The organism is Streptomyces sp. NPDC104309 (genome assembly GCF_055584025.1).
The window spans coordinates 1-12,537 of the sequence record NZ_JBVJMV010000052.1 but is presented as its reverse complement, the minus strand read 5'-3'; the positions used below and the strand labels follow the sequence as shown (position 1 = coordinate 12,537).

The window sequence follows — 12,537 nt, the reverse complement described above, 5'->3', positions numbered from 1 at the left end:
GTCATCGGCACCAGCAGCGCCGGCGTCTACCACAAATGGCAGACAGGCTTCGCGACATGGTCCGACTGGGCCTGGCTCAACTCCACCTCCGGCCCCGCCGTCGACTGACCCACCCGGGTCCCCTCCGGAGAAGAGTCATGCATCCGATCAGCAGGCGGCACCTGCTGCGTGCGGCCGGGGCGGGAGCGTTCGCGCTCCCGCTCCTGGGCCGTAGCGCCGCCTTCGCCGCCCCCCTCCCGTCCCACCAGTGGATCGGCGCCGGTCCTTTCACCCCCGTGTACGACCCGTCCCTCCCCGGCCGGCGCCGCTACCTCAACGACCACACCCTCGTCCGGGCGAACGGCCGCTGGCACCTGTTCTCCATCGTCGGCGACAGCGCCGCACCCGGCGAGGCCCCGGACAGTGCCGCCGAGACCTCCTTCGCGCACGCCTCCGCCCCCGACCCGTACGGGCCCTGGACCACCCATGCCGACGCGCTGACCGTCGATCCGACGTACCACGGCGAGGAACACCTCTGGGCGCCGCACGTCATCGAGGCGAACGGCGCCTACTGGATATTCTACGCCGCGGGCGGCCGCGACGGGGCCGCGATCAACCTGGCCACCTCCACCGACCTGTTCACCTGGACCCGTCCACCGTCCGGGCCCCTGTTCCGGGGCCCCGCGGCGCGCGACCCCATGGTGGCGCGGATCGGCACCGAGTGGGTCATGTACTACACCGAGGAGTCCGCCGCCGACGGGCGCCACCTCGTCTGCCACCGCCGCTCCGCCGACCTGCTGAACTGGAGCGAACCCGGCATCGCGTTCGCCGACGAGAGCATCACCGCCACCGGCGTCTCCGTCACCGAGTCGCCGTACGTCGTCGAACGGGACGGCTGGTACCACCTGTTCATCGGGCCGCGCGGCGGCTATGACGGCACCGACGTGCTCGCCTCCCGCGACCCCTTCAGCTTCACCCTCGACGGGTACGCGGGCCACGTGCCCGGTCACGCGGTCGAACCGGTCACCGACGGGCAGGACTGGTACGCGAGCGCCGCCGGCTGGTTCCGCCGCGGGCTCTCGCTGGCGCCCCTGCACTGGCAGGACACCCCACCCGTGTGGCAGAGCCCGGACAACGCGGTCGCCGCCCTGGACGTCCACGGCCGCCTGACCGTGTTCGCGCTCGACGCCGTGGACCGCTCGATGCTGCGGCGGGTCCAGCTCGCCCCGGACACCGACACCTGGTCGGACTGGGAGCCGTTCGGCGGCCCGGCCGGTGCCGTCCCCACGCTCGGCCGCAACGCCAACGGCCGCTTGGAGGTGTTCTCGCTCGCCCCCGGCGGCGCCGATCTGCACCACAGGGTCCAGCGGCCGGACGGCGACTGGTACGACTGGGAGGAGTTCGGCGGCCCGGCCGGTGCCGCGCCCGCCGTCGCCCGCAACGCCGACGGCCGGCTGGAGATCTTCGCGCTGAGCCCCGGCGGCACCCTTGTCGCGCGGCGCCGCCAGTGGTCGCCCGGCGCGCTGACCTGGGACCCGTGGGACGCGGGCTTCGGCGGCCCGGCCGGCGCCCCGCCGGTCGTCGGGGTCAACGCGGACGGGCGCCTGGAGGTCTTCGCTCTCGCGCCCGGCGGCGCCGCGCTCCTGCACCGCTGGCAGGAGACACCGGGCGGCGCCTGGGCCCCGTGGAGCCGCTTCGGCACCCCGGCCGGCGCGGCCCCGCGCGTGACCCGCGACGGCAGCGGGCGGCTCACCGTCTCCGCGATCGCTCCCTCCGGCGTGGCCGCCTTCCACCGGCGCCAGTCGGTCCCGAGCGGCGGCTGGGACGACTGGCAGCCGCTGTTCGGCTGGTCGACGGCGGCCCCGCTGCTCGTCCCCGGCGCCGACGGCCGGCTGGAGGGCTTCACGCTCGCCCCCGGCGGCGAGCGGCTCGACCACCGCCGGCAGCTCGCGCCGGGCGGCACCTGGGCCGCCGGGGAGGACTTCACCGAGCCCGGCGTCGTGCTCGCAGCCGGCCCGTCGGCCGCGGCCGACGCCACCGGCCGTCTCCACCTGTTCGCGGTCACCGCCGACGGGCGGGTGCGCACCCGTGTCCAGGAACAGCCCAGTGGCGCCTGGCGGCCCTGGACGGCGTTCGGCGACCGCGCCGTCGCGGCCGTCCTCTCCGGCGCCCGCGCCCAGCCCTGACCACGCCCCGCCTTCCGTTCCCCGCCGTTCGTGTCCCGCCCCCGTCCCGACATCGTCGAGGCCGAAGAGAGCCACCCGTCATGACGCAGCATCCGACACCCCACCCCGGCGCGGCACGCCGGCCGCCGGGCGCGAGGGGAGCGCTACCGGATCACCACCCCTTCGCTGCGTGGGCGACGCCGCCCTGATCGGCGTCCGCCCGCCCCGGCTCCGCCCTCGTCCCCCGCTCCCGCCGGAATGGCCAATACCACTCGGTGAATCATCGTGCACACGGGGTAACGTTCGTCCGTCGGACAACGGTGGTCGGCACGCGGGACGGGGGAACAGTGAGCGGCATTGTCGTGCACCTGCCGGGAGGGGACGGCGGTGACGCGGTGACCCTGCGGATCGGCCCCGGGGAGCGCGTCCGGTTCGGCCGCGGCTCGGCGCGCACACCGGTCGAACTCCGTCTCGCCGACGAGGCGGTGTCCCGCTTGGCCGGGGAGATCCGCGCCACGGAGGACCACTGGCAGCTCAGCAATCTCAGCACCACGCACAGCTACCTGGTGGAGAACCCGGAGGGCGCGGGCGAGTACCTGCGCGTCCCGCCGCGCCGGGTCGGGGCGCCCATCCCGTTCGAGCTCTCCCGGGTGGTACTGCCGTCCCGCCGTGACACCCCGGTTCTCTTCCAGGTGTTCGCGCCCGACCACATCTACCTGAACCCGCAGGCGATCGGCGACGGATCGTGGGAGAGCCGTACCGTCACGGCCTACTCCCTGGACGAGACCGCCACCTACTTCCTGGTTCTCGTCGCGCTCTGCGAGCCCTGGCTGCGCGATCGTTCACCGGTCGCCGTGCCGACCACGCCGGAGGTCGTCGAGCGGCTCCGGGGCCATGCCGGCTGCACCAGGCTCACGGCCCGCGCGGTCAGTGCGCACATCGACTACCTCGCCGAGGAGAAGCTGCGGATCGGCGTTCCCGCTGCCGCGGTCGGCGCGGCCCGCGCCGACCGCCGCAACGGCAAACGCGAGGCCGTCGTCGGGATCGCGCTGAAGTTCGGGCTCGCACGGGAGGAGCACCTCGCCCTCCTGCCGCCGCGCGCCGAGCCGACCAAGCGCGACCGGTAGGGCGGGCGGTGACGGTGCACGACCGGACTGCGCCGGGGGACAGCGGTGGACCGGAACTCCTGCCGGAGGGGCACCGGATCGGCCCCTGGGTCGTCGGCGAGCCGATCGGTGCGGGTGGCTGGGCCACCGTCTACGCCGGACGCACGGCGGACCGCGCGACGGACCGCGCGACTGACGGGGCGGCGGACGTGGCAGACCACGTGGCTGACCGGCCGACGCACCTGGCGGACGGGGACGAGGTCGCGCTCAAGGTCATGCCGACCGCCGGACTCGCGCCCCGCCAGGCCCGCAGCGTGGCCGAGGCCGCCCGCCGCGAGATCGATCTCGGCCGCAGGGCCGGCCATCCCCGACTCGTCCGGCTCCTCGACTCCCTGGTCCTCAGCGCTCCCGACCGGCCGTCCCTCGACCACGCGATCGTGCTCGTCATGGAGCGGGCCCGGTGCAGCCTGCGCGAGCTGCTCGCCGCCGGCATCACCGAGGACGAGGGCACCCGGTTCGTCACCGGCATCGTGGAGGGTCTCGCCCATCTGCACCGCAGCGGCTGGGTGCACACCGACCTCAAGCCCGAGAACATTCTCGTCGGGCGGGACGACGAGGTACGGCTCTCGGACTTCGGCCTCGCCATCGAGCTGACCGGCACCCACGGCTGGACCGCCCCGATGGGCACCCTCGACTACCTCCCGCCCGAGCGGTGGCGGGAGCCCCTCGCGGAGCGCGGCGTCCAGGTGCGGCCCAGCGCCGACATCTGGGCTTTCGGCATCGTCGTCCACGAGGTGTTCGCGCAGGGCGCCTTGCCGTTCCCCGGCGCCACGCCGACGGCGCGCAGGGCCGCTGTGCAGGAGTACGCCGCAGGCGGGGCGCCCTTACGGATGGACAGCGCCGTCCCCGCCTTCTGGCGCGCCCTCGCCGCCGACTGCCTGGCCCCCACCCACGCGGCCCGCGCCCCGCACACCGCCGAGCGCCTCCTCGAACGCGTCCGGGCCCACGAGGCCGGACTCCGGACCCGCCGCTCCGGACCCCGCATCCGCGCCCGGCTCCGCCTCCGCGACCGCTCCGGTCGCCGCCTTCGTGCGCGCACCGCCGTGCTCCTCGCCGCCATCGGGTGCGCGGCCGCCGCCGCGCTCTGGGCTTACGTGGAAGGGAACGGAACCGGCCACGGCCCCGCAGTTCTCCAAGGGACCCCCGAAAACCCCGCCCGGATCCGGGTGTTCAACGCCGAGCGAGGCTGCCAGGAGCGCCGCGACCGCGACCTTCATTGCAGTCTGGGCCTCGCGATCGACCCGCGGCGGCCCTACACCGCCGAGAACGTCGTGGCCACCCGGGTGTGGCACGGCGACGTCCTGGAGGCGGAATGCCGACTGGCCTCCGGGCTGCCGATCCTCGACGAGGAGGACCGCCGGTCCACCGTCTGGTTCCGGATCCGCGTCCCCGGCGCGAAGGTTCCGGCCACGGCCTGGTTGCCTTCCGTCCGTACGAAGGACCGCCCGGCTCTCCCGGACTGCGACCCGCTCTAGTTGTGCTGCCCCGTGCCCTTGGCGGATGTGAGAGGCCCGTGCGCGCAGTCGAGCAGCCATCTCTCGCCCTGTCCGGCCTCCGCTCCCCGGAATTCCGGCAGTTCGGTGATCCGGCGCGCCGTGCTGCGGGCGACGGCGATCCGGTCGTCTCCCCGGGCCAGCACCTTGCACAGCACGTAGGAGCGCTCGGTGGTGTAGCGCAACAGGCCCCACGGGGGGCCGCCCTTGCTGTCGGGTGTCGGTACCTGAGCGATGGATGCGGCATGCTGGATGCCGTAGTCGCCGTAGCGGAGCAGGGGGCGGTAGGCGCGGCCGGCCTCTCGTACCTCGTGCCACATGGACCATTCCGTGCGGGGCTCCCAGCGCGGTTCATGCTCCAGCAGATCGGCGCTGACCCTGGGGAAGCCCCCGCCCAGCAGGGCGACGGTCCGCCAGGGTGCCAGCGGTATCAGCGCGTCGAGCGCGCGCAGCGCCTCCTTGCCCGCGTCCGGGCGGTCGGCGAGGACCGCGTCCATGTCCAGCAGCAGATCGACGGGCACCGCCTGATCGACCCGGGTCAGCAGCTCTCGGACGGCTTCGCCCGCGTGACCGTCCCACTCCCCCGCGACCCGGACCCGGATACCCAGACCGCGCTCTCCCAGGCGGGCGGTCTCCAACGCCGCCGTCTGCTGCGCCTCGGTCCGCTCCGGCCCGGTGACCGGCCGCAGTCGGCCGAACTCGCTGTAGACGGACAGCGCCTCGGCGAGGACGGCGGTCTGCGCGTCCTCGGCGAAGAGAGCGTCGAGCCACCCCCCGTGACGGCTCGCCTTGCTCGCCGGACCGGCGAACTTGGCCACGGCTGTCTCAAGGGCCGTCGAGGCGACGCCGGGCAGCGGCGGGAGGTTCCACAACGGTCTGATCGCGGCCCGGACGTCTGACGTCAGCAGTCGGAAAACCCCGGCAACATGGGACCGAGTGGCCAGTACGGGAACGTAGAGCGGTCCGGACATCGTGGTCCCCCTCGGCAGCGTCCGTGCGCTTCCTTCACCATCAGGGTCCGTTCCTCTCAAAGCGTCTGAAAAGAACGCGATTTCAGACCGCGTGGCCGAATCTTTCGAGTGCGGCCGGCGACCGTGGTCGCCACCACGGACGAGGATCTCCGGAGCGCTTTGGAAAGCGGGGACTTCGGGCGGTGGAAGGCCTTCCTCCATCTCACCCAGGCCAAGCTGGTCGAGCGCCGCTGCAACGGCCCCGCCCGCGTCGGAGGCGGACCGGGCACGGGCAAGACCGCCTGCGCGAGAGTGAACCCACCCGCTTCCGGCACGAGATCCAGCCGACGCGTTCCTTGCTCTTCGTGACCACGACCTGGGCGCGCGGCAGCGTGGACGTGTTCCGGCACGGCAGCCCCAGCCCGTTTCTCGACGAATCGTGGGTGAACTCGGCCCCGGCATGGGGCGACGGCTCTGCACCGCCTGGACGCCTGGCAGGCCCAGGTCATCTACCCCGCTCTGATGCTGCTGCTCGACCGGCGCGAGCGCGGGGAGCTCGTCTCCTCGGACACGGCCAGTGCGATGTCGTACGTCGAGAGTTTCCTGGTGCGCCGGATGATCTGCCGGATGCCTACGAACAACCTCAACAGGATCTTCCAGGCGGTTCCCGGGCAGCTGCCGCTCGACGTGCCCGTCGCCGATGGGCTGCACCAGCTACTCTCCGCCGACAATCGGTTCTGGCCCTCTGACGGCGAGTTGCAGGAGAAAATCCGGACGGCACCCTTCTACCAGTTCGGACGCTGGCACCAGCGCCAGATGGTGCTGCAGTGGCTGGAGGCGAGTTACGAGCAGCCCGAGCCGGTGGCCTTCGCCGCCGCGCAGCTCACCATCGAGCACGTCATGCCGCAGTCGCCCGGCAACGAGTGGACCCGAATGCTGGGTGAGGACACAGCCGACGGAGAGAGTGGCCGATTCGAACACTGTCTTCAGCTCTTCGTGGGGTTCGGTGTGACACCACCCGACGAACGCGACCTAAAGATAGCCGTAGATGGGGTGGCACTCCACTGGCGACCTGAACCACACCACATCTCCGAATCGTCTCAGAAGCTGCCTGGCCCGCTCTTTGCACTCCATGCCGGCAGGACTCCCTCAGAAGTGCGGCAAGTTGTCTCCAGCAGACGGGTCGACGGACCGACAGCGTTGCTGTCAGCCGAGGCTGACGCTCCATACGTCTCCATGCCCCAGCCATTCGTCGCGTTCCTCATGGTCATTGTTGACCAGGACGGATACCTTCGTTACAGATGCGCGGTACTCTAGAAAATCACCTTGATCAATAATTTGAAGGACGGGAGGGTTCGGCAGCTTGGAAAACTCGTCGCGCAATTCATCCCATGTAAGGTATTGGGGAAACTCATCGCGCATAGCAGCATGCCACCGATTGGCCATATCGCTGCGAGCCGCCAGCCTATGCAGCTCGATGGCACCCCCGGATACGCTCCAGTTCCGGCCGGAATTCAAATAAAATTCGATGAATCCGTAGTCACGTCTCATTGAATCACCGTCCTCGTCGACAACATCCACGAAATCGCAGTTAATTTTCTGTTGAAGATCCATGAGGGTGGAACCGATACCAACCCCATAAAGTCGCCCCGATGCGATGAATGAGGCGATCAGCTTAGCGGCACTCACGGCCATCCCTCCAATTTTTCGATCAGTGCTTTCATTTCATCCGCCCGGTTTTTATTATTTCCCCAGTTGTGATCAAGCATATGCTCCCGGGCGGACCTGGCCTTGGTGAGCAGATCGGCGCGAAGCTTGGGATCGGCATTCACGGCGTCCACGGCCGCCTGGACGCTCTTGTCCGAGGCCCAGCCATGTTCGAGCCTGATCGGTGCACCCGCAATGTTGCCGTCGCCATCCACGAACACGTGTACTTCGTCCTCAAGACCCGGCTTTTTCTTCAGTGGGATGTGGATGTGGGCGCCTTTGGTAGCCCAATCGGATGCCACGGGAGATACGCGTATCTTGCAGGGCTTCAGCCCCAACGGGTCGGCCCATGTATGCGGGTTCTCCACATATGTCAGAGCATTGGGGGCAGGATCGAGGCCCAGGGGATCCGCGGTCACATAACGGGCCGTTTCGGGGTCGTAGTACCTGTGGACGTTGTAGTGGAGGCCGGTCTCGGGGTCGAAATACTGGCCAGGGAATCGAAGCGGCGTGTATGCCGTGCTCGTTGTCGCCCAGGTTGTCGTGCCCCACAGTGTGGTGCGCGTGCGCCAGGCCAATCCCCCCGACTCGTCGATAAGTTCGCTCGGAGTGCCGATCAGATCAGTGACGATGGTGAAGAATCTTTCATCAACGGCCTTTTGAGACGAACCACCTGCGAAGATGCGCTCCACCTGCACCAATGGGCGCGCGCCGTCGTGGTCCCACGTGAGCGTGACAGGGTTGGGCAGGCCCTCCCCGGTAGCCCATTGCTCGCAAAGCTGTGCGTCGTCCCAGGTGAAGGAGGTTTGCTCCAGGACGGTGCCGCCGTCGCCGGCGAGGCGCTGCTTGGCTGTGCGACGGCCCATCGGATCGTACTGGTATCGCCAGACTGTTCCGTCCGGCGTGGCCACCGAAACGAGTCGGTCCTCGGCGTCCCAGGCGAATCGCCACGTTTCGGGTTTACGGGAAAGCCGCCGCTTCTGGCGGAATACCATTCTGCCCTGCTTGTCATGCTCATAGCGAACGTTCCCCGCTGTGCTGATGCGTGTGCCCGCATAGGTGCGGGTCCCTACCGCCTCCTGACCCGGGTGTGCGGTGGACCAGGTCGCTTCAGTCTGGTTGCCGGCGGCATCGTACGCGTATCGCTCAGACCAGTTCGAGGCGTGCACAGCCGTGACCCGGCCCAGGGCGTCCAGGTCGAAGGTTCGGCTGCCGCGGAGCTGGTCGTCGATGCCGGTGAGGTTGCCGTCGGCTCGGTAGAAGTAGGCGCGGTGCTGAAGAATGTGGTTCGTCGCTGTGACGTGCTGGCCGGTGAGGCGGCCCATGATGTCGAACTCGTGCCTGAGCGCGACTGTGGAGCCGATGTGCCGGGTCAGTTCCTGGCCTGCCGCGTCGCGTCCGAAGGTGAGTGTGCGACCGGCCGTCGTGAGTTCATCGCGTCGACCCGCTGCATCATAGGTCCAGGCGCTGACGGATCCGCCGGGGGTTCTCCTGCTGGTGCGGCGTCCGAGGGCGTCATGCTCGAAGGAGAGACGTCGGCCGTTGACGGTCTCGTATTTCAGGCGCCCGTATCGATCGCGCATCCGGGTCAGAGTGGTGTCGGGTCCTGATGCGCCGGCCAGCTGGTCGAAGATGTCGTACTCGTAGTGGGTGAGTGCTCCGTCCGCGTCCTTGCGGAGCAGTTGGCCGAGTTCGTTGCGTTCGAACCGGATGGTCTGACCGGCACCGTTGGTGCGGGAGACCAGGCGGCTCGCGGCATCGTAGGTGTATGTGAGCACCCGGCTGTCGAAGTCGCTCTCCGCAGTGAGGCGACCGGCTGGATCGTATCTGTAGCTCCAGCTCAACCCTTGTGGGTCCGTAACTTCGGTAAGTCGGAGCAGCGGGTCGTGGCTGAACTCGTACCGCACTCGGTCCGGGCCGGTCCGTGCCACGAGCAGGTCGAAATCTGCGTACTCGAAGGTGGAGACGCCTCCCACGGCGTCGGCGTGAGTGATGCAGTTGCCTTCACCGTCGTACGTCCAGAACTGTTCGCTTCCGTCGGCATCGATACGGTGGGCGAGTTTCCCCTCCGTGGTCCAGGCAAACCGAGTGACAGCTCCCAAGGCATCGATTATTGACGCCGGGCGGCCGTAGGCGTCGCGCTCGTAGCGCGTCGTTGCCCCCAGCGGGTCGGTGATCTCGGCGGGCAGACCAGCCGAGTCGCACCGCACCGCAGAGCAGTGTCCGAGTGCATCCGTCACGGATGTGAGGTGTCCGGCCTCGTCGTACGTGTAGGTCGTCGTCGCGCCGGAGGCATCGGTGACCGACGTACGGTTGCCGCGTTCGTCGTAGGTCTGTCGGGTGACCGTCCCGTCGGCGCCCTTGACGCACACCGGTAGGCCGAGGGCGTTGTAGTCGGCCGTCAGCTCGCGCCCGTCCGGGCGGATCACCGAGGTCAGGCGGCCGGGCTCGTCGTACGTGGAGCGGCTGACGTGTCCGAGCGGGTCTGTGACGGACAGCAGGCGGTGGTAGCGGTCGTACTCGAAGCGGGTGGCCGCTCCCAGGGCGTCGATCTCGGCGACAACCTGCGAGCGGTCGTTGACCGCGTATCGCTGGGTGTGGCCGAGGCCGTCGGTCATGGACGTCATGCGCAGGCCGGTGTCGGGGTCGGTGCCGTCCCAGGTGAAGTGGGCTTCGAGGTGTCCGTTGGTTCCTGTCTGGTACACGCAGCGGTCGTGTTCGTCGTAGACGTACTCGTACCGGCTGCCGTTGGTGTCCGTCCAGGACGTGATGCGGCCCAGTTCGTCGCAGCCGAAGTGCAACGGCTTACCTGAGGAGTTGGTGACAGCGGTGAGGTGGCCGCCGGCGTAGCCGTAGCGGAGGATCTCCTGATCGGTGCCGTCCGGCGCGGCGCCCGCCAGATGCAGGGCGGTGACCCTTCCGTCATTCGTGCTGAGCTTCAGGTGGTAGCCGCTGTGGTGCACGATCGACGTCGGGGCACCCGTGTCGTCGTACTCGAAGGTGATCCAGCGGCCGTTGCGGTCGTCGATCTGAGCCAGGAGTGCCAGCTCCCCGCCCGCATGGTCGACGAAATGCCGGACCCTGCCGGTTTCCGGATCGGTGACGGTGTAGCCGTCGTCCACCCGGTCAAGCGGCCAGCGCCGACCATGCGTCGGCATGACAGGAACGCCGGGCGCGGGATGCGGATAGGCGAGCAGACTGCCCTCCTCGCAGCTGAACACCACACCTTCCGTGTCGATCTCAAGGCGCTGGTCGACCGTGCTCGACCAGCCGGATCCGAACCAGCGGCCAGCTCGGTAGGAGGAGTCGAAGACGCGCTCGAAGACAAGGGGCAGCGATCCCGGCAGCACGATGTCCGTCTGAGGGAGCAGCATGCGCCCCGTCGCGACGTCGACCGGGTCTCCCGCGCACTTGACCTCGCTGCACTTCTTGGCGTTGGAGTCGGGGCTCTTCTCGTGGCCGTGCCGGTTCTTGCCCTTCGGGCGTTCGAGGAGATCCTTCATCCCGGCCCGCAGGCCGCCCTTGATCAGACCGCCGCCCTTGGTCCCGACCAACTCGGGAACGAGGCGGCCGATGAATTCGGAGGGGTCTCCCTTGGCCGCGTCCCAGGCGTTCTTCAACGTGCGGTCGGGGTTGGCGGCACTGGAGACCAGGCCGGCCAGTGTCATGTTGACGCCCTTGTAGTACTCGGCCGGGTGCGTCAGGTTGTAAGGGTCGGTCGGGTCGACCGAGCGGACGAAGTTCACCAGCCCCGCAGTGCCCTTGATGACACCGCCACCGAAGTGGGCCAGTTCGATACCCTGGCCGACTCCGTAGTCGAGGAACTCCTGCTTGGCGCGGTCCAGGCCGGTGGGCTCCTTCGGGGCATGTGCCATCGCCGCCGTGATCGCGGCCTTGGCCGCTTCAGCAGCCTCGTTACGTGCCCGCCGCGCGCGCTCCAGCATCTCCTGCGCATGCTGCCGCTTGGCCACACCCGGATCAGAAAACGTTCCCGGATGCGGGAGCGGGTGATCGGTGTTGCGGACCGCGTTGTACGCCGCCGCCTTCTCCTTGAACGCGGCAGCGGCCGTCTCGTAGTCCTGCTTGCCCTCCCTGTAGAGGGCAATCGCCTCTCCGGCCTTGGCCTGCGCGGTGGTGACCGTCCCGGCGTACGTCTCCAATGCCTTGGCCGCGTCCTCGAACGCATCCGCCGCACGCAGCCAGTCGGTGGGCAGGGTCTGGAACTTCTCCCGGAAGGCGTCGGCGGCCTCACCCTTCCAGTGACCGGAGTCGAGGTTCTTCACCGCCGCGGCGATCTTCTCCGGCCTGCCATGGATCAGCTCGTTGGCTTCCTCGCTCTGCCCGAGCTGCTGCTCCGCGACCTCCGCACCGAGCGAGGACGCGGCCTCGTCCCCCCAGTCCTCGACCGCGTCCGCCCACTCATGGGCCCCGACCTTCTCCAGACCGGCGCCGACGAAATCGGTGCCCTTGTCGATCCCCTCGCCGACGATCTCCTTGCCCTTGTCGACCAGCTTGCCGGCACCGTCGTAAAGGTCTCCGCCGACCTTCCCCCAGTCCACCATCAGCGGCTCTCCCCCCACCGCGGCTGCTCGGCCTGACGAATCGTCTCCTGTGACGGATCAAGCTGCTCCTTCAGCCGCTCATCTACCGTTGCCCGCACCGCCGGGTCCACCAGCCCCGAGCGTTCCATCGAGTCGAGCGCGGCGTCCTCCGCGTCGTAGGCGGTGTCCTTCCAGGTCTGCTTCACCTCATCGTGGGCCTCGGCCATCGACTCCCAGCTGTAATCCGGGTTGTCGTACGCGGACTGACTTCTGATCGTGTCCCAGCTCATGGCCTTGACCTCTTCCTCGGACAGGTGCGGATTCCCGTTCAGGGAATTCACACCGACCTTGAACGAGTCCTTGATGTACTGCTCCTGCTCCGCGAACGAACCCGCCGACAACCCGGCCCCCAGCGCGAAGCCGTTCCCTTTCTGCGTCAGGGCCCGCACACCCCACTCCCAGCGATTGCAGAACATCTCGAACTCCGACGTCAGCCCGCCATGCCCCAACTCCAACCCCGACAACGCGAGATCCGA

General features: G+C 69.2%; 7 protein-coding genes. 4 read left to right on the top strand and 3 right to left on the bottom strand.

Annotation, left to right across the window (positions count from 1 at the left end; translation table 11 throughout):
* Positions 1-137 precede the first annotated feature (137 nt).
* The 3 genes from ACZ68L_RS40060 (at position 138) to ACZ68L_RS40050 (ending at position 4,785) form a co-directional block, all read left to right on the top strand.
* Positions 138-2,165, top strand: a complete 2,028-nt coding sequence (locus tag ACZ68L_RS40060; RefSeq protein WP_469587956.1) for a DUF8189 domain-containing protein — start codon at positions 138-140, stop codon at positions 2,163-2,165.
* Positions 2,166-2,491: 326 nt separating this feature from the next.
* On the top strand, positions 2,492-3,271 hold the full coding sequence (locus ACZ68L_RS40055) for an FHA domain-containing protein (RefSeq protein WP_469587953.1): 780 nt from the start codon (positions 2,492-2,494) through the stop codon (positions 3,269-3,271).
* Between the two features lie 14 nt (positions 3,272-3,285).
* Positions 3,286-4,785: a serine/threonine-protein kinase gene (locus ACZ68L_RS40050; RefSeq protein ID WP_469587951.1), complete on the top strand. Its 1,500-nt coding sequence runs from the start codon at positions 3,286-3,288 to the stop codon at positions 4,783-4,785.
* Here the strand turns inward: ACZ68L_RS40050 and ACZ68L_RS40045 are convergent.
* A complete protein-coding gene (locus ACZ68L_RS40045; protein ID WP_469587948.1) occupies positions 4,782-5,774 on the bottom strand; it encodes a beta family protein in 993 nt (330 codons plus the stop codon). The genes ACZ68L_RS40050 and ACZ68L_RS40045 overlap by 4 nt on opposite strands.
* A 501-nt stretch (positions 5,775-6,275) precedes the next feature.
* Here ACZ68L_RS40045 and ACZ68L_RS40040 point away from each other — a divergent pair.
* Positions 6,276-7,070, top strand: a complete 795-nt coding sequence (locus ACZ68L_RS40040) for a GmrSD restriction endonuclease domain-containing protein (RefSeq protein ID WP_469587945.1) — start codon at positions 6,276-6,278, stop codon at positions 7,068-7,070.
* A 368-nt stretch (positions 7,071-7,438) separates the two neighbouring features.
* Here ACZ68L_RS40040 and ACZ68L_RS40035 read toward each other — a convergent pair whose 3' ends face one another.
* Both ACZ68L_RS40035 and ACZ68L_RS40030 read right to left on the bottom strand, forming a co-directional pair.
* A complete protein-coding gene (locus ACZ68L_RS40035) occupies positions 7,439-12,022 on the bottom strand; it encodes a putative T7SS-secreted protein (RefSeq protein WP_469587941.1) in 4,584 nt (1,527 codons plus the stop codon).
* A partial coding sequence (locus ACZ68L_RS40030) for a hypothetical protein (RefSeq protein WP_469587938.1) occupies positions 12,022-12,537 on the bottom strand: 516 nt, incomplete at its 5' end. The genes ACZ68L_RS40035 and ACZ68L_RS40030, both read right to left, overlap by 1 nt.

Bases quoted from the DNA above. Each gene is read 5' to 3' on its own strand.
- ACZ68L_RS40045 (WP_469587948.1), bottom strand. From the start codon at position 5,774: ATGTCCGGACCGCTCTACGTTCCCGTACTGGCCACTCGGTCCCATGTT.
- ACZ68L_RS40060 (WP_469587956.1), top strand. From the start codon at position 138: ATGCATCCGATCAGCAGGCGGCACCTGCTGCGTGCGGCCGGGGCGGGA.
- ACZ68L_RS40035 (WP_469587941.1), bottom strand. From the start codon at position 12,022: ATGGTGGACTGGGGGAAGGTCGGCGGAGACCTTTACGACGGTGCCGGC.
- ACZ68L_RS40040 (WP_469587945.1), top strand. From the start codon at position 6,276: ATGCTGCTGCTCGACCGGCGCGAGCGCGGGGAGCTCGTCTCCTCGGAC.